Origin of the sequence: Aeromonas sp. sif0611 (assembly GCF_019218845.1) — a bacterium.
GTDB classification, from domain to species: domain Bacteria; phylum Pseudomonadota; class Gammaproteobacteria; order Enterobacterales; family Aeromonadaceae; genus Aeromonas; species Aeromonas media.
Genome location: NZ_JAHUWU010000007.1, coordinates 184,185 through 201,251, shown reverse-complemented (window position 1 = coordinate 201,251; position 17,067 = coordinate 184,185). Strand labels below are relative to the sequence as shown.

Below are 17,067 nucleotides of genomic sequence, written 5' to 3'. Positions count from 1 at the left end.
CGCTTTCGTCTGTGGAAATGGCCCAGGGCTCAGGGTCGATAATGGCGTGCAATCAGGGCTACAAGGTGACGAGCCAGCGTCAGCTTATCGGCCAGGGGCAGGGCAGCTTGACCCCCTTGCCAGAAGACGGTCAGGGCATTGTCATCGGCGTTGAAGCCTTGACCTGCACGGGACACGTCGTTGGCGGCGATCATATCCAGCCGCTTACGTCGCAGTTTGTCGAGGGCGTATTGTTCCACATCCACAGTTTCGGCGGCAAATCCGACGGTGAAGGGTTTGTCTGACAAGGCTCCCACGGCGGCGATGATGTCGGGATTCTTGACCAGGGTCAGCGTCATCTGGTCGTTGTCGCCGGTCTTCTTGATCTTCTGGCTGGCGACCTGGGCAGGGCGATAGTCCGCCACGGCGGCGCAGCCGATAAAGAGATCGCAGTCACCGATCCTGCTCATCACAGCTTCGTGCATCTGCAGGGCGCTCTCCACGTCGACCCGCTCAGCTCCCTGGGGAGCGGCAAGGGCGACCGGGCCGCTCACCAGCGTCACCTCGGCACCCGCCTCACGGGCGGCGCGAGCGATGGCGTAACCCATCTTGCCTGAACTGTGGTTGCTGATGTAGCGCACCGGATCCAGCGCCTCGCGGGTCGGCCCTGCGGTGAGCAGCACCCTGACGCCGGCCAGCAATGGCTCGGCAGTCAGCTGCTGGCAGCAGCGCTCCACCAGTTCGAGGGGATCCAGCATCCGGCCCGGGCCCACGTCGCCGCAGGCCTGGCTGCCGGAGTCCGGCCCCCACAGCAGGATGCCACGGCTGGCCAGGGTATCGAGATTGGCCTGGGTGGCGGCGTTGCGGAACATCTGCTGGTTCATGGCCGGCGCTAGCGCGACGGTTGCCGGGGTGGCCAGGCAGAGGGTGGTCAGCAGTTCATCCGCCATGCCGGCGGCCAGGCGCGCCATCAGGTTGGCGCTGGCGGGTGCGATCAGCACCAGATCGGCCCACTTTGCCAGCTCGATGTGGCCCATGCCCGCCTCGGCGGCCGGGTCCAGCAGGCTGTCGGCGACCGGGTGGCCGGAGACGGCCTGCAGGGTCAGGGGAGTGATGAACTCCTTGGCGGAGCGGGTCATCACCACCCGCACCTCGGCCCCCTGATCTTTCAGGCGGCGTACTAGCTCGGCACTCTTGTAGGCGGCGATCCCGCCACTGACACCCAACAGGATGCGTTTATCGGCCAATCTCATCTGCTGCTTCTCTTTCGGCTCACTCTGACTGGTCGGCTAAGATAGCACAGGCGATGGACGACGACAGAGGCTGACATGGGGGAGTTGTGGTCGGGCTCCCGCGATTTTTTGCTATGTTTTCTCTCAATAGCCATGGGGGAGAGACAAATGAGCATCAAGGAGTGGCCGGAAGATGAGCGCCCCCGGGAGAAGCTGTTGCGCCGTGGAGCTGGGGTGCTGTCCGATGCGGAATTGCTGGCGATCTTCCTGCGCACCGGGGTCAGCGGCCTGAGTGCGGTGGATCTTTCCCGCCAGCTGTTGCAGCAGTTCGGATCCCTGCGGGCATTGCTCGGTGCCGAGCAACAGGCTTTTTGCGGTGCTCACGGGTTGGGGCCGGCCAAATATGCCCAGTTGCAGGCGGTGCTGGAGATGGGCAGACGGCATCTTGCCGAGCAGTTGCAACGGGGGGAGGCCCTCACGTCCCCTCAGCTGACCCGGGAGTATTTGCAGGCTCAACTGCGGGACAGGCCGCGGGAGGTGTTTGCGCTGTTATTGCTCGATAACCAGCACAGAGTGATTCAATTTGTTGAACTTTTCTACGGCACCCTGGATTCGGCGAGCGTCTGGCCCAGGGAAATCGTGCAGATCGCGCTCAAACATAATGCAGCCGCCGTGATTCTGGCGCATAATCACCCGTCCGGCGTAGCCGAGCCCAGTCGGGCCGACCGCCAGATCACGGATCGGATCCTGGCCGCCCTGGCCTTGGTCGATATCAGAGTGCTGGATCACTTGGTGATCGGTGACGGCATCACGGTTTCTTTCGCAGAGCGTGGTTGGTTATGACTGGGCTCTGGCACTGTATTAGTTGATCTTTGATCACGGATGCTGTATAAAATGCCGCCTTCTGTTTGCCCCGCAATCGAAGGCCAGCGGGGCAGATATTTGCTCGAGCAATGAAGTAAGATTTGGAGAGACTGACATGTCTAGAGTATGCCAAGTAACCGGCAAGCGCCCGGCAGTTGGTAACAACCGTTCGCACGCTAACAACGCTACCAAGCGTCGTTTCCTGCCGAACCTGCACACTCACCGTTTTTGGGTTGAGAGTGAAAAACGCTTCGTAAGCCTGCGCGTATCCGCAAAAGGCATGCGTATCATCGACAAGCGCGGCGTTGAAGTGGTTCTGGCTGAACTGCGTGCCAGCGGCGTTAAGGTATAAGGAATTAGATCATGGCTAAAGGTATTCGCGATAAGATTCGCCTGAACTCCAGCGCCGGTACTGGTCACTTCTATACCACTACCAAGAACAAGCGCACCATGCCCGAAAAAATGGAGATCAAGAAATTTGATCCCGTTATTCGTCAGCATGTGATCTACAAGGAAGGCAAAATCAAGTAATCACTTGATGCTGCATTCCCAAAAAACCCGGCTTAGTGCCGGGTTTTTTTATGGATGGAATTCAGTACACTGCCGCTTCAAAGGGAGGCTTGCCATGTTCAAATTGAGCCGTAAAGGCTGGAATAATGTGATCATAGTGGCGGTGCTGATAGTGATCACCCTGCTGCACCGGCTGGAGCAGGCCCAGCAGGAGAACAGCGCTCAGCGGTCCCGTCCCCTGCTGCCCGAGTCTGCCGTGGTGTTGACCTGGCAGGGGCCGAGCTGGCAGATAGAGCGGATCGGCCAGGGTTGGCGCAGCGGGCCGGATCTGGGGCTCAGCAGCGCCCAGCTGGCCGCCCGCATCGAGACATGGCAAGGCTGGCTGTTGCCCCCGGGCGGGGCCGTGCGCGGCACCCCTGTCACCCTCAAGATATGGGTCGCCGGCCAGAGCGATCCGGTTGAAGTGGGGCTCTATCAGGATGACGGCAAGTTTGCCGCCCTGCTGCCCCCCTCGACCTGGCTCACCCTGAGCCAGGAGCAGTACCGCGACCTGTTGCGTCCCACCCCTTGAACCCTGCCGTGAGCGAGAGGCCTGTCTATGCCTGAATTACCGGAAGTCGAAGTCAGCCGCCAGGGGATCTCTCCCTGGCTCACCGGCATCAAGGTGACCCGAGTGGTGGTCAGGGATGGCCGGCTGCGCTGGCCCGTGCCTGGCGAGATCCAGGAGCTGGTGGATCTCGTCATCCACCGGGTCAGCCGCCGGGCCAAGTACCTGCTGCTGGAGACCGATTTTGGCACCGCCATCCTGCACCTTGGCATGTCCGGCAGCCTGCGGGTGCTGGACATAGGCACCCCGGCCGAGAAGCACGATCACGTGGACATCGAGCTCGCCAACGGCAAGCTGCTGCGGCTCAACGATCCGCGCCGTTTCGGTGCCCTGCTGTGGACCCGAGAACCCGCCGAGGCGCACGCCCTGCTCGCCAAGCTGGGGCCTGAGCCGCTCACCGATGCCTTCAATGCCGATTACCTGCGCGATCGCGCCAAGGGGCGCAGCACCGCCATCAAGCAGTTCCTGATGGACAATCAGGTGGTGGTAGGGGTGGGCAACATCTACGCCAACGAGGCGCTCTATGCCGCCGGCATTCACCCCAAGCGGGCGGCAGGCAATATCAGCGGCGAGCGGCTGGGTACTCTGGTGGCCGAGATCAAGCGGGTGCTGGCCGAGGCCATTCGCCAGGGAGGCACCACCCTCAAGGATTTCACCAGTGCCGACGGCAAGCCGGGCTATTTCGTGCAGCAGTTGCAGGTTTATGGCCGGGGCGGCCAGCCCTGTTTCCACTGCCATACCCTGCTGACCGAGGTGAGGATGGGCCAGAGAACCACTGTGTTCTGCTCCCACTGCCAACGCTGAATTACCGTTTTTTGGGCCATATCCTGCCAAGTTGTAAGAGAGTATTGCCAGTCTGTTGATGCCGCTTTCGTCCATGACTACTATCTCGCCAGTTCAGGCTGCGAGGTAATAAAAATGACAGCAAAATCAATAGACTGGGATCATTTATCCCGGCAGGGGCACTATTGCGCCCAGAAAATGGCCCGCTTCCTTTATCCCGATGACAGCGCCCGCAAGACCTTCAATCGCGGCAAGTTCGTGCTGCGCAGTCTGCTCTACCGGTCGCAGTTGAGCCGGGTGTTCGAGCTGTTTCAGACAGAACCCCTGAGGGCCCTGCCTGCCCACTATCCCGAGCTGCTCGACAAGCCGATGCGGCCCTATCGCTTCGCCTGTTCGACCGTGAACCAGCGGGTCAGGATGGTGGAGGATCACTACCGGCTGCTGCTGGCCCGTTATCCTGATCTCATTGACCTGCTCTATCTGGGGGAAGGGATCGAACTCGGCCGTTACCCCGAGGGTGGCTGTCGCCTGGTGCTGCGCCACGACGGCACCTTCCGCCGGGAGGCCGAGCTGGCTCTCTCCATCGTCAACGAGCAGGGGGAACGGCTCTACAGCTGCGCCTTCTCGCTGGCGGGCAGCGAGCATGAGCTGGCGCTGGTGATAGGCTCGGTGCAGGGGCCCGAGCCCGGTGTCGAGCAGCCCCAGGAGCAGGTACGGGCACTGACCAAGGCGGGTCATGGCCTGAGACCCAAGTCGCTGGTGGTGATGCTGGTGATGGCGCTGGCCGCGGCCATGGGGGCCAGCCGTGTCTCGGCCGTGCGAATGAAGGCGCACATCTTCCAGGCCAGACGCTATAGCAAGAAGAAAAAAGCCTGCCTGCAGGCGGATTATGACGAGCTGTGGCAGGAGTTCGGTGCCCTGGATCAGGATGCCAACTTCGTGCGGTTGCAACCCGTGGTACGCAAGCCGCTGGAGGAGGTGGCCGCCAAGAAGCGAGCCATGTACCGGCGTCGCTACGCATGGCTGGACGAGCTGGCGCTCAACTGTCAGCAGGCGCTGCACCGCGCGCCGGGCTGACGGCCGGGACGGGAGACAGGGGCCGCGTCAGTTGCCCCGACAAACAGGCTACCCTCGGGTAGCCTGTTTGCGTTGTCACTTCCCCTGTTTGGCGGAGATGGCCTGGGCCACCAGGGGATCGACGAACTGGTGGATGTCGCCGCCGTGCAGGGCGACTTCCTTCACCAGGGTGGAGGAGATGAAGGAGTTCTCTTCGGCCGGGGTGAGGAAGACGCTCTCCAGCTCCGGCATCAGGCGGCGGTTCATGTTGGCCAGCTGGAATTCGTACTCGAAGTCGGAGACGGCGCGCAGGCCCCGGATCAGCACGTTGGCCTGCTGCTCCCTGGCAAAATCCACCAGCAGGCCGGAGAAGCCCACCACCTTGACGTTGGGCAGATGGGCGGTCACCTGCTGAGCCAGCAGGACGCGCTCCGCCAGATCGAACAGCGGCCGCTTGCTCGGGCTGTTGGCGACCCCGACCACCACCTCGTCAAACAGCCTGGCGGCCCGGCCAATCAGGTCGGTGTGGCCGTTGGTGATGGGGTCGAAGGTGCCGGGATAGATTACCTTGTTGGTCATGCTGCTGATTCCTGCAACCGGGAAAATTGGTCGCATTATAGGGTCTGTTGGTGGTTTGTCGCGACCGGGATGGCGCGGATTTCTGGCGCGACGCCCCAGGTTGGATCGCCCAAATCAGGGCCCCTTGGCGTCTTCGCTTGAGAATAGCCCGGCATCAGGCAAGAATACCCGCACCGCGCATCAAGCCTCCCTGCATTGGTGACAGGGAGCAAAGGGATTTTTTATGAAACGTATTCTGGTAGTCCGCAATGACAAGATTGGTGACTTCATGCTGGCCTGGCCGAGTTTTGCCATGCTCAAGCGCTCCATGGAGTGTCATGTGACTGCCCTGGTGCCCTCCTACACGGCGCCGCTGGCCCGCCTCTGCCCCTGGATCGACGAGATCATCCTGGACCCGGGTGCCCGGGCCGACAAGGAGCAGCAACGCGCCTTGCTGGCCCGCATCAAGGCGGCCGCCTTCGATGCTTCCATCTGCCTCTTCTCCAACACCCGTAACGCCAAGCTGGTGTGGAAGGCACACATTCCCTACCGGCTGGCCCCGGCCACCAAGCTGGCCCAGGTGCTCTACAACCAGCGGCTGGTACAGCGTCGCTCCCGCTCCCAGAAGCCGGAGTACGAATACAACCTGGATCTGGTACGCCGCTTCCTCGCCGACCAGCAACTGAGCGTGGTGGAGCCTCAGGGTCCCTACCTCAGCTTCGATCCCGAGAGCCTGCAACAGGTGCGCGAGCAAGTTGCCAGCCGGTTGAAGCTGGATGCGGGCCGCCCCTGGTTGATGGTGCACGCCGGCAGCGGCGGCTCGGCCAACAACCTCTCCATCGAGCAGTACTCGCGCCTCATCATCAAGCTCAACCAGGCCTGCCCTGAATTGCAGTGCGTGCTGACGGCGGGGCCCGGGGAGGAGGGCAAGGCGGAGCAGCTGGCGGCCGAGCTGCTGGCCCACGGCGGCAACGGCTGGATCTATCGCTCCGATGAGGGGCTGCCGAAGTTCTGCCAAGTGATGGCCAATGCCGCCCTGTTCGTGGCGGGCAGCACGGGGCCGTTGCACATAGCCGCGGCGCTGGACGTGCCCACCATAGGCTTCTTCCCGGCGCACCGCTCCGCCACGCCGCTGCGCTGGCGCCCGCTCAACAGCGAGGGGCGTCATCTGGCCTTCAGCCCGCCGGAAGACAGCGATCACCCGGAAGACATGAGTCAGCTCGATCCCAAGACCATGGCGGCGGCGATCGCCCGCTGGGCACCGCCGTTCTGGCGGACAGAAAGCTGAGAATGCAAACAGGGCCCCTCGGGGCCCTGTCTCGTCATGGGGATGTCACCATGTCGGCTTATTTGGGTGCCTGGTCCGGTGCCTGGGGTTGCTGGCGGATCCAGAGGTCCGCGTACTTCGCGAAGGTGGAGTGGGCGGAGAGGATGGCCAGCAGCAGTCCCTGCTTGCCATCGAGGAAGCCGGCCTTGAGCAGGTACATCTTGAGGAAGCAGCCGATGGCGTGCACCAGTCCCTGACCGAGGGAGCCTTTCTTGCCGCGAGCGGTGCGCTGATCAGCCCAAGCCCGGGCGTAGCCGGCGGATTTGACCAGATAGTGCTCGAGATCCCGGTAGGTGAAGTGGAGCAGGTCGCCGTGCAGGTTGACGATCTTCATGTTGGCGCGCACCTCCACCTTCTCGTGCACCAGCGCCTCATTGTAGCCGGTCAGCGCCCTGGGGTAGAGGCGCAGCACCCGATCCGGGTACCAGCCGCTGTGACGGATGAAGCGGCCGAACACCCAGGAGAGGCGGGGGATGGAGTAGATGGTGTCGCTGGCCGGACTGGCCATGACGGCGGCGATGGCCGCCTTCAGTTCGGGCGTGAGCCGCTCGTCTGCATCCAGCCACAGCACCCATTCGGACTGGACATGGGACTGGGCGAGGCGGCGCTGGCGACCGAAACCGGGCCAGGCGGTGTTGACGAAGAAGCGGGCGCCGAATTCGGCGGCGATGGTGGGGGTGTCATCCTGGCTGCCGGAGTCCAGGATGACGATTTCGTCCACCAGGCCATCGAGGGAGGCGAGGCAAGCGCGCAGGTTGTCGGCTTCGTTCTTGACGATCAGGACGGCCGCCAGGGTCGGTTTTTTCACAGGGTCTGGACTCTTGTTGGCACCCGGCGGGCGGGTCATGCTCGGATTGGCGCCCATTCTAGCCTAAAACCCCGGCCGGGGCATGGGCCCGCTGCCCCTGAAGGCCTCTTGCGTATCGGGCAGGTATCTTCTGTTATTTCTTCAGCCTTTCTTGGGGCATAATCTCGCCCAGTAACGATTAACTGCCGGGCCAGTCCCGAGAGAAGACGCGCGATGAAGATATTGGTGATCGGCCCCTCCTGGGTCGGCGACATGGTGATGTCCCAGAGCCTCTACAAGGCGATAAAGGCGAATCACCCGGACAGCGAGCTGCATGTGATGGCGCCGGCCTGGTGCGTGGCCCTGCTGGAGCGGATGCCCGAGGTGGACAAGGCTATCCCCATGCCGCTCGGCCACGGTGACTTCAAGCTGGGGGCCCGCCGCCGGCTCGGCAAGCAACTGGCCGCCGAGCAGTACGATCAGGCCATCATCCAGCCCAACTCCATGAAGTCAGCGCTCATCCCCTGGTTCGCCAGGATCCCGGTGCGGACCGGCTGGAAGGGGGAGCACCGCTTCGGCCTGCTCAACGACATGCGTAGCAACAAGCAGGCCTTCCCGCTGATGGTGGAAGCCTATCTGGCGCTGGCCTACCCCAAGGCACAGATGAAGAGCCGGAGCGACATTCCGTCCATTCCCCATCCCTCCCTGCACGTGGATCTCATCAACCAGGGCAAGGCGCTGGAGCGGCTCGGCCTGAATCGCGCCCGCCCGGTGCTGGTACTCTGCCCGGGGGCCGAGTTCGGCCCGGCCAAGCGCTGGCCCGAGGGGCACTACGCCGTGGTGGCCCAGAAGCATCTGGATGAAGGCTGGCAGGTGTGGATCTTCGGCTCCGGCAAGGATGTGGAGGTGGCCAACACCATCCGCGACCGGATCAATCCCCTGTCCCGGCCCAACTGCCACGTGCTGGCGGGCAAGACCAGCCTGCACGAGGCGATCGATCTGATGGCCCTGGCCGGTCGGGTCATCGCCAACGATTCGGGACTGATGCACGTCGCCGCCGCCCTCAATCGGCCGCTGATCGGTGTCTACGGCTCCACCTCGCCGCTCTACACGCCGCCCCTGGCGGACAGGGTCGAGATCGTCCACACCGACATCGAATGCCGCCCCTGCTTCAAGCGCACCTGCAAGTTCGGCCACCTCAAGTGCCTGATCGAGCTGATGCCGGAGCAGGTCATCGAGGCGGGCAAACGACTGGAGCGGAGCGAGTCGGAAGATCTGGTGATCGCGCAGCAGCCGGTGGCGGACCCCACGACCGGCGGCGAAGGCCAGTAGCATGATCTATCGGCTGCTCTACAACCTGCTGATCCACCTGGGCCTGCCGCTGGCGCTGCTGGCGCTCTACAAGCCCAAAAAAGGCAAGCTCGGCTTCGGCAAGCGCTGGGCCGAGCACCTGGGACGGGCACCTGCCACAGGGCAGGAGGCGCCGCTCTGGATCCATGCGGTGAGCGTGGGGGAGACGCTGGCCATCAGCCCCTTCATCCGCGCCCTCAAGGCGGAGCAGCCCTCCTTGCCCATACTGCTCACCACCACTACCCGCACCGGCGCCGAGCAGGCGGCCAAGCTCGGGGATCTGGTGGTGCACCGCTATGCGCCCCTCGACTACCCCTGGGCCGTCTCGGCATTTCTGGCCACCTTCAAGCCCCGCGCCCTCTGGGTGATGGAGACCGAGCTGTGGCCGAACTGGCTGGCGGCCTGCGAGGCGCGCCACCTGCCGGTGACCATCCTCAATGCCCGGCTCTCCGAGCGATCCTGCCAGCGCTATGCCCGCTTCCAGGGCGCCTTCGATGCCCTCAGCCGTCCGCTGACCCACCTGCTGTGCCAGCACCAGGACGACGCGGATCGCTTCCATCGTCTGGGAATCGGCCGCGAGCGGCTGGCAGTGACCGGCTCCATCAAGTTCGACATCCAGTTTGGCGACGAGGTGCAGGCCCGGGGCCGCGCCCTGCGCCAGCAGCTTGGACAGGGGCGGCCGGTCTGGATCGCCGCCAGCACCCATCAGGGGGAGGACGAGCAGGTGCTGGCCGCCTTCGATCGGGTGCTCAGGGCGCACCCGTCGGCCCTTCTTATCCTGGTGCCGCGCCACCCCGAGCGCTTTGCCCGGGTGGCCGAGCTGTGCGCCCCTTACGGCTGCGTGCGGCGCACGGCGGGCAGTGCGGTCGGCGAGAGCGACAAAATCTACCTGGGCGACACCATGGGCGAGCTGCCGCTGATGCTGGCAGCCGCCGATCTGGCCTTCGTCGGCGGCAGTCTGGTGAAGATTGGTGGCCACAACCTGCTGGAGCCGGCGGCGCTCGGCAAACCCTGCCTGACCGGCCCCGCCTACTTCAACTTCAGCGACATCACCCGCCAGCTGGTGGCTCAGGGGGGGGCTGCCGTGGTGGCGGATGCCGATGCTCTGGGCGACAAGGTAAATGCGCTGCTCGGCGATGCGGGCGCTCGCCGCCAGATGGGGGAGCAGGCCCGTGCCGTGGTGCTGCGCAACCAGGGGGCGCTGGCCCGCACCCTGTCACACTGCCTCGCCGCATTGGAAAACGACTAGCGCGGGCGGCCTGGGTGGCCACCCTGCCTCTATCCTGTCGTTCCGTGGGTAAATCGTCGCAGGCAATCCGGCCCGCTTTCCTTTATGCTCTGCCCTTTGTCTTGACTCTGTGATACCCCGATGAACCGCGCCCCCCTGCTGTTGATGATGCTGGTCACCCTGCTGGCCGCCGCTGGCTGGCTCTTCTCGAAAGAGGCGATCCGCGAACTGCCTACCGCCGCCTTTATCGGCAGCCGTTTCCTGCTGGCCGCCCTGCTGCTGTTGCCACTGGCCTGGCTGCGCGAGCCGCCCCCCAGTCGTTCGCAACTGCTGCGCGCCGCCGGCTGTGGCACCCTGCTCGGGGCCAGCCTGCTGTTCTGGGTTACCGCCATCAGCCAGAGCGATGCGCTCGGCAGCGGCGCCTTCATCATGAGCGTGGCCACCCTGATGGCACCGCTCGCCGCCTGGGCGGCGTTCAAGGCCAGACCCGGCCGCCACTACTGGCTGACTCTGCCGCTTGCCGTCGCCGGCCTGCTGCTGCTCTCGAGCAGCACCCACTGGGGCGTCTCTTTGTCGCTGTTCTGGTTTCTGGCGGCGGCCGCCACCCTGGGCGTCCAGCTTGCGGTGCACCGCCACTTCGCCCAGTCCATTCCCCCCACCTGGCTCACCTGCGTCCAGTTGGCGGTGACTGGCCTGCTCGGCACCCTGCTCTCCCTGCTGACCGAGCAGTGGCCCGCCAGCATCAGCTCTGGCGTCTGGGGCTGGTTTGCCGCCAGCGTCCTGATCGCCACCACCCTGCGTTACTGGCTGCTCACCCACGCCCTGAGCCGGATGACCACGGCCCATGCCGCCCTGCTGATGCTGCTGGAACCGGTCTGGACCCTGATCCTGAGCACCTTCTTCTATGACGAGCCGCTGGGAGCCGCCAAACTGACTGGCGTCGGCCTGGTGCTGGGGGCACTGGTGCTCTACCAGCTCCCACTGCTGCTGCGCAGTCGCAAATTCAAATCGTCCAACGAATAAAAAGCTGCACCCCGGCAAGAACGGGTGGTTATCAGCCATAAAAACGGGCCTGCACTTGCAGGCCCGTTCTTTTTGGCAGGGAACCGTCCCATGGTCGCGCCTCCATCAGGTCATGGGCATCCATGACTTCGACGACAGGGTTGTGGTGGCTCAGGTTGCGGGGGATTGAGCGACGAGGACATGCCGTTGAGCGTCCTGGGGATATGACATAAAAAAGCCCCCGCATTGCGAGGGCTGGTGCATCGGAGACGGGGATCACTCGATGTTTTGAATTTGCTCGCGCATCTGCTCGATGAGGACCTTCAGTTCGACGGCGGACTGGGTCACTTCGGCGTTGATCGACTTTGAACCCAGCGTGTTCGACTCGCGGTTGAACTCTTGCATCATGAAGTCGAGACGACGACCGCAGGCCCCTCCCTTCTTCATGATCTTGATGGTTTCGCTGATGTGCATCTCCAGGCGATCCAGCTCTTCGGCCACGTCGATCTTCTGGGCCAGCAGCACGATTTCCTGCTCGATACGGGCCGGATCCAGCTCCACCTTGGCCTCGGCCAGGCGGTCGGTGAGCTTCTGGCGCTGCCACTCGATGATCTGCGGCAGGTGCACGCGCACCTTCTTCACTTCCACCTGGATGCCGTCCAGACGCTGCTGGATCAGTGCCTTGAGGTTGGCCCCTTCGCTGGCGCGGGAGGCGAGGAAATCTTCCATGGTCAGATCGAAACCGCCGAGCAGTTCGGTGGCGACCGCATCCATGTCTTGCTCGGCGGCGGCCATGACCCCCGGCCAGCGCAGCACGTCCACCGGGTTGAGCTGGCCCTGGCCCGCTTCTTTCATTACCCAGTTGGCGCTGTCGATGATGAGTTTGGCCAGCTCTTCATTGATATGGAGCTGGCTGGCGGCGGCTTGCGCTGCCTCGAACCTCAGGTTGCACTCCACCTTGCCGCGTTGCAGCTTGGCACGGAAACGCTCACGCAGGACCGGCTCCAGGCTGCGCAGCTGCTCCGGCAGGCGGATGTAGGTTTCCAGATAGCGCTGGTTGACCGAACGAATTTCCCAAACGGCTGTGCCCCAGTCGCCCTTGAATTCCTTGCGGGCGTAGGCGGTCATGCTGTGAATCATTGATTGTTCCGGGCTTGATGAAGTGTGCGGCCAGTATACTCAGCCAGGCTTGCCCCGTCAGCCGATGCCGTGGTTTTAGCGGCTGATATTTGAGTCACGATGGCTTATACTCCTGCGCCAATTCAGCCAGTCCAGAGGTCAGTCCCATGTCCCGTCCCAGCGATCGCAGTGCCGCGCAAGTGCGCCCGGTTACCATCACCCGCAACTTCACCAAGCATGCGGAAGGATCTGTGCTGGTGGAGTTCGGCCACACCCGCGTGCTGTGCACCGCCAGCGTCGACACCAGCGTGCCGCGCTTCCTGAAAGGCAAGGGTCAGGGCTGGGTCACCGCCGAGTACGGCATGCTGCCGCGCTCCACCCATTCGCGCATGAACCGCGAGGCGGCCGCCGGCAAGCAGAGCGGCCGTACCCTGGAGATCTCCCGGCTGATCGCCCGCTCCCTGCGCGCCGCCGTGGATCTGACCGCCCTCGGCGAGCACTCCATCACGGTTGACTGCGACGTGCTGCAGGCCGACGGCGGCACCCGCACCGCCGCGATCACGGGGGCCTGCGTGGCCCTGGTGGATGCGCTGAACTGGATGGTCGAGAAGGGCATGCTCAAGCAGAGCCCGCTCAAGCAGATGATAGCGGCCGTCTCCGTCGGCATGTATCAGGGCGAAGCCATCTGCGATCTGGAGTATGTGGAAGACTCCGCCGCCGAGACCGACATGAACGTGGTGATGACCGAAGACGGTCGCATCATAGAGGTGCAGGGCACCGCCGAGGCCGAGCCCTTCACCCACGAGGAGCTGCTGGCGATGCTGGCGCTGGCCAAGGGCGGCATCGACGACATCATCGCGCTGCAGAAGCAGGCGCTCTCTTGAATTTCTGATTTGAAAAACGCGGCATTGACCGCGTTTTTTTATACCCACACACCAGTCAACGACAAGCCAAGCAAGGAGCCAGAATGAAAGCCTACCAGCGTCAATTTATCGAGTTCGCCCTGGAGAAACAGGTTCTCAAATTCGGTGAGTTCACCCTGAAATCCGGCCGCAAGAGCCCCTACTTCTTCAACGCCGGCCTGTTCAACAGCGGTCGCGATCTGGCCCGCCTCGGCCGCTTCTATGCCGCCGCCCTGATGGATGCCGGCATCGAATTCGACGTGCTGTTTGGTCCGGCCTACAAGGGGATCCCCATCGCCTCCGCCACCGCGGTGCAACTGGTGGAACAGCACGACGTGGACGTGCCCTGGTGCTTCAACCGCAAGGAGGCCAAGGATCACGGCGAAGGCGGCAATCTGGTGGGCAGCCCGCTCAAGGGACGCATCATGCTGGTGGACGACGTCATCACCGCCGGGACCGCCATCCGCGAATCCATGGATCTGATCCAGGCCAACGGCGCCTCCCTGGCCGGAGTGCTGATCGCCCTGGATCGTCAGGAGAAGGGCAAGGGAGAGCTCTCCGCCATTCAGGAAGTGGAGCGTGACTACGGCGCCCACATCATCGCCATCATCCAGATGAGCGACCTCATCGCCTATCTGGAAGAGAAGCAGGCAGAGCAGCCCGCGCTGGCCGAGCAACTGGCGGCCATGAAGGCTTATCGCGCCCAGTACGGCATCTGACGACCTCACCTGCCATCATGGCGTCGCCCCTGGCTCGGGGCGGCGCCATTTTTTTTGAAAAAGTGAGTGTGGTGGCTTGAGCTTACCCTTACAGTAAAGGTTAGGGTTTAGTCATCGGCAGCCAGTTTGGCCGATGAGTTCCGAGGAGGAACAACATGACTACCCAGACTCAAGATCCCATCCATCTGCAGTTGCCGCTCAGCGGCATGAGCTGCGCCAACTGTGCCAGCCGCATCAGCACCGCCCTCAACCAGCTCGACGGGGTGACGGCTACCGTCAACTTCGCGTTGGAGCAGGCGGCCATCGAACTCGGTGACCCAGCTCGTCTGCCCGAGGTCCTCGACAGCATCACGGGGCAGGGCTATGGCTACGGCCATGAGACGATCTCCTTCCAGATCAGCGGCATGACCTGCGCGGGTTGTTCGGCGCGTCTCAACAAGATGCTGACTGCGCTGCCCGGCGTGCTCTCGGCAGAGGTGAATTTTTCCCTCGAGCAGGCCCGCATCGAGCTGGTGCCGGGGATGCAGACTCCGGCCTCGTTGCGTGAGCATATAGCCGCGCTTGGCTTCGGTGCCCAGCTGGCGCAGGGCTCTGCCAGTGCTCGCCGCCAACAGTTGCAGGCGCGTGAGGAGCAGGAAGCAGCCGCCGCCCGTCATGCGCTGAATCAGGTCGTCATCTCGGCCCTGCTGACCCTGCCGCTGCTGGTGGGAATGGTCGCCATGGCCGGCCTGCTGCCCTGGCATCTGCCCGCCTGGCTGGAGCTGGTGCTCGCCACCCCGGTGCAGTTCTGGATCGGTGCCCGCTTCTATCGCGGGGCCTGGCTCGCCCTCAAGAACCGCGCCGCCAACATGGATGTGCTGGTGGCGACCGGCACTAGCGCCGCCTACTTCTACAGCCTCTATCTGCTGCTGACGTTGGGGATGGCCGCCAGCGGCAAGCTCTATTTCGAGGCGAGCGCCATCATCATCACGCTCATCTCGCTGGGGAAACTGCTGGAGGCCCGCGCCCGGCGCAGCACCCAGTCCGCCATTCGCGAGCTGATGGCGCTGCGGCCGGACACCGCCACCGTCTGGCGCGGCGAGGCCTGGCAGAGCGTTGCCATCGACGAGGTGCTGCGTGGCGACAGGCTGCGGGTACTGGTGGGGGAGCGGGTGCCGGTGGATGGCAAGATCCTGAGCGGTGAGAGCGAGCTTGATGAATCCATTCTCACCGGTGAGAGCCTGCCGGTGCCGCGTGCGCAGGGGGATGCCGTGCTGGGTGGTGCCATCAACCGCTCCGGTGTGCTGGAGATTGAGGCCACCACCGTGGGGGAGGACTCCAGCCTCAGCAAGATCATCGCCCTGGTGGAGCGTGCCCAGATGGGCAAGGCGCCGCTGCAACAGTTGGTGGACAGGGTCTCTGCCATCTTCGTGCCCGTGGTCATGGCCATCGCCCTGTTCACCCTGCTGGCCTGGTATGCCTACAGCAACGACTTCGGTCAGGCGCTGCTGGCCGCCGTCGCCGTGCTGGTGATCGCCTGTCCCTGCGCCCTGGGGCTGGCGACCCCGGCCGCCATCGTCACCGGCACCGGGGTGGCGGCCCGTCACGGCATCCTGATCAAGGACGTGGATACCCTGCAGAAGGCCCACGCCATCAAGGCGCTGATTTTTGACAAGACAGGCACGCTCACCCAGGGCAAGCCCGTGCTGGCCGGCTGGAGCGGCACCGATGAACAACTGCGCCTCGCCGCCGCCCTGCAGCAGGCGAGCGAGCATCCGCTGGCGCTGGCGATGCGCGAAGCTGTCGGCAAAGAGGTTGCGCTGCCCCAGCCCGAGGCCGTGGAGGTGCGGGTCGGTGCGGGCATCCTCGGCAAGGTGGCGGGCCACTCGGTGGCCATCGGCAATCCCGCCCTGCTGGCTCAGCTCGGCATTGAGCCGCCACAACAGGATGAACAAGCCGCCGACGGCGCGACCCGAGTCTGGGTTGCCATCGACGGCGTGGCGGTCGGCATCGCCGCCCTGGCCGATTCCTTGAGACCCGAGAGCCCCGAGGCCATCGCCACCCTGCGTCAGCGCGGTATCGCCAGCTGGCTGGTGAGCGGCGACGCCCCGGCACCTGTGGCCCATATCGCCGCCAAACTGGGGCTGGACGGCGCCTTCGACTCCGTGTTGCCCGCCGGCAAGGTGGAAAAAGTGGAGGCGCTGCGGGCGCAAACCAGCGGGCTGGTGGCCATGGTGGGAGACGGGGTGAACGACGCCCCGGCGCTGGCGGCGGCAGACGTGGGCATCGCCATGGGTTCCGGTTCGGACGTGGCCATGGAGACCGCCTCCATCACGCTCATGCGATCTGACCCGCGGCTGGTGGCCGATGCCATCGACATCTCGGCGGCGACCTGGCGCACCATACAACAGAACCTGTTCTGGGCCTTCGTGTTCAACATCATCGGCATTCCGCTGGCGGCGCTGGGCTATCTCAGCCCCGAGCTGGCGGGGGCGGCCATGGCCCTGAGCAGCATCACGGTATTGAGTAATTCCCTGTTACTGAAACGCTGGCAGCCCAGGGCGGGCAGCCAGCGCCAATCTGAATCGAAGAGGAGTCATCCATGAACATCAGCAAGGTTGCCAAGGCCACTGGGTTGTCCGCCAAGACCATCCGCTACTACGAGAGTATCGGTCTCATCTCGGCCCCGGTGCGCAGTGACAATGGCTATCGCAGCTACACAGACGGTGCCCTGCGGGAGCTGCGCTTCGTCAAGCGGGCGCGGGAGACCGGCTTCAACCTGGAGGAGTGTCAGGAGTTGCTGGCGCTCTATCGGGACGAGCACAGGACCAGCGCCCAGGTGAAGAAGCTGGCCCAGGAGAAGATCGTCGATCTGCGGGCCCGCATTGCCGGTCTGCAGGCCATGCTCAGCTCCCTGGAGGAGGTGGTGGGATGTTGCCATGGGGACGCGAATCCGCAATGTCCCATTCTTGACGAGCTCGAGAAGGGTTGAGTGAGTACTGGGTTGTTACTCGGCGAGCGCGAGCAGGCCGGGGCAGCCCGGGATCCTGCCAGTGCTGCACGGC

Annotated in this window: 18 protein-coding genes; 14 read left to right on the top strand and 4 right to left on the bottom strand. The window is 64.1% G+C overall.

Annotation, left to right across the window (positions count from 1 at the left end):
- Positions 1 to 29 precede the first annotated feature (29 nt).
- Positions 30 to 1,232, bottom strand: coding sequence for a bifunctional phosphopantothenoylcysteine decarboxylase/phosphopantothenate--cysteine ligase CoaBC (gene coaBC, locus KW824_RS16795; RefSeq protein WP_218410366.1), 1,203 nt, complete (start codon positions 1,230 to 1,232; stop codon positions 30 to 32).
- A 147-nt stretch (positions 1,233 to 1,379) separates the two neighbouring features.
- Between coaBC and radC the strand changes: the two genes are divergently transcribed.
- The 6 genes from radC (at position 1,380) to KW824_RS16765 (ending at position 5,052) form a co-directional block, all read left to right on the top strand.
- Positions 1,380 to 2,054: a DNA repair protein RadC gene (radC, locus tag KW824_RS16790; RefSeq protein WP_042648929.1), complete on the top strand. Its 675-nt coding sequence runs from the start codon at positions 1,380 to 1,382 to the stop codon at positions 2,052 to 2,054.
- Positions 2,055 to 2,190: 136 nt separating this feature from the next.
- A complete protein-coding gene (rpmB, locus tag KW824_RS16785; RefSeq protein ID WP_005307492.1) occupies positions 2,191 to 2,427 on the top strand; it encodes a 50S ribosomal protein L28 in 237 nt (78 codons plus the stop codon).
- Positions 2,428 to 2,438: 11 nt separating this feature from the next.
- A complete protein-coding gene (gene rpmG, locus KW824_RS16780; RefSeq protein ID WP_005323752.1) occupies positions 2,439 to 2,606 on the top strand; it encodes a 50S ribosomal protein L33 in 168 nt (55 codons plus the stop codon).
- A 94-nt stretch (positions 2,607 to 2,700) separates the two neighbouring features.
- Positions 2,701 to 3,156, top strand: coding sequence for a hypothetical protein (locus KW824_RS16775; RefSeq protein ID WP_205642871.1), 456 nt, complete (start codon positions 2,701 to 2,703; stop codon positions 3,154 to 3,156).
- Positions 3,157 to 3,183: 27 nt separating this feature from the next.
- Entirely contained in the window at positions 3,184 to 3,996 is an 813-nt protein-coding gene (gene mutM, locus KW824_RS16770; protein ID WP_218410365.1) for a bifunctional DNA-formamidopyrimidine glycosylase/DNA-(apurinic or apyrimidinic site) lyase, read from the top strand.
- 177 nt (positions 3,997 to 4,173) lie between these two features.
- Positions 4,174 to 5,052, top strand: a complete 879-nt coding sequence (locus tag KW824_RS16765) for a VirK/YbjX family protein (RefSeq protein WP_218410374.1) — start codon at positions 4,174 to 4,176, stop codon at positions 5,050 to 5,052.
- A 75-nt stretch (positions 5,053 to 5,127) separates the two neighbouring features.
- Here the strand turns inward: KW824_RS16765 and coaD are convergent, their stop codons facing one another.
- Positions 5,128 to 5,610, bottom strand: a complete 483-nt coding sequence (gene coaD / locus KW824_RS16760) for a pantetheine-phosphate adenylyltransferase (protein WP_005323744.1) — start codon at positions 5,608 to 5,610, stop codon at positions 5,128 to 5,130.
- A 223-nt stretch (positions 5,611 to 5,833) separates the two neighbouring features.
- Here coaD and KW824_RS16755 point away from each other — a divergent pair, with 223 nt between their 5' ends.
- Positions 5,834 to 6,877: a glycosyltransferase family 9 protein gene (locus tag KW824_RS16755; RefSeq protein ID WP_182787159.1), complete on the top strand. Its 1,044-nt coding sequence runs from the start codon at positions 5,834 to 5,836 to the stop codon at positions 6,875 to 6,877.
- Between the two features lie 58 nt (positions 6,878 to 6,935).
- Here the strand turns inward: KW824_RS16755 and KW824_RS16750 are convergent, their stop codons facing one another.
- Positions 6,936 to 7,724, bottom strand: a complete 789-nt coding sequence (locus KW824_RS16750; RefSeq protein ID WP_218410364.1) for a glycosyltransferase family 2 protein — start codon at positions 7,722 to 7,724, stop codon at positions 6,936 to 6,938.
- Between the two features lie 213 nt (positions 7,725 to 7,937).
- On the opposite strand from KW824_RS16750, the gene waaF reads away from it, so the two are divergent.
- From waaF to KW824_RS16735, 3 genes are all read left to right on the top strand, one after another.
- Entirely contained in the window at positions 7,938 to 9,035 is a 1,098-nt protein-coding gene (waaF, locus tag KW824_RS16745) for a lipopolysaccharide heptosyltransferase II (RefSeq protein ID WP_218410363.1), read from the top strand.
- A gap of 1 nt (position 9,036) precedes the next feature.
- Positions 9,037 to 10,302 carry a lipid IV(A) 3-deoxy-D-manno-octulosonic acid transferase gene (gene waaA, locus KW824_RS16740; protein WP_218410362.1) on the top strand — a complete coding sequence of 422 codons (1,266 nt, stop codon included), beginning with the start codon at positions 9,037 to 9,039 and terminating at the stop codon, positions 10,300 to 10,302.
- Positions 10,303 to 10,422: 120 nt separating this feature from the next.
- Positions 10,423 to 11,304, top strand: coding sequence for a DMT family transporter (locus KW824_RS16735; RefSeq protein WP_218410361.1), 882 nt, complete (start codon positions 10,423 to 10,425; stop codon positions 11,302 to 11,304).
- 255 nt (positions 11,305 to 11,559) lie between these two features.
- On the opposite strand, the gene KW824_RS16730 is transcribed toward KW824_RS16735, so the two are convergent.
- Positions 11,560 to 12,423: a YicC/YloC family endoribonuclease gene (locus KW824_RS16730; RefSeq protein WP_163157541.1), complete on the bottom strand. Its 864-nt coding sequence runs from the start codon at positions 12,421 to 12,423 to the stop codon at positions 11,560 to 11,562.
- A gap of 146 nt (positions 12,424 to 12,569) precedes the next feature.
- Between KW824_RS16730 and rph the strand changes: the two genes are divergently transcribed.
- The 4 genes from rph (at position 12,570) to cueR (ending at position 16,994) form a co-directional block, all read left to right on the top strand.
- On the top strand, positions 12,570 to 13,286 hold the full coding sequence (rph, locus tag KW824_RS16725) for a ribonuclease PH (protein WP_025328763.1): 717 nt from the start codon (positions 12,570 to 12,572) through the stop codon (positions 13,284 to 13,286).
- A gap of 83 nt (positions 13,287 to 13,369) precedes the next feature.
- Positions 13,370 to 14,023 (top strand): orotate phosphoribosyltransferase, encoded by a 654-nt coding sequence (gene pyrE / locus KW824_RS16720; protein WP_043128766.1) that lies wholly within the window; start codon positions 13,370 to 13,372, stop codon positions 14,021 to 14,023.
- Positions 14,024 to 14,178: 155 nt separating this feature from the next.
- A complete protein-coding gene (locus KW824_RS16715) occupies positions 14,179 to 16,608 on the top strand; it encodes a heavy metal translocating P-type ATPase (protein WP_218410360.1) in 2,430 nt (809 codons plus the stop codon).
- The gene (gene cueR, locus KW824_RS16710; RefSeq protein WP_005323722.1) at positions 16,605 to 16,994 is read left to right on the top strand and encodes a Cu(I)-responsive transcriptional regulator; all 390 of its coding nucleotides are present in this window, start codon (positions 16,605 to 16,607) and stop codon (positions 16,992 to 16,994) included. Before KW824_RS16715 ends, cueR begins: the two co-directional genes overlap by 4 nt.
- Positions 16,995 to 17,067 lie beyond the last annotated feature (73 nt).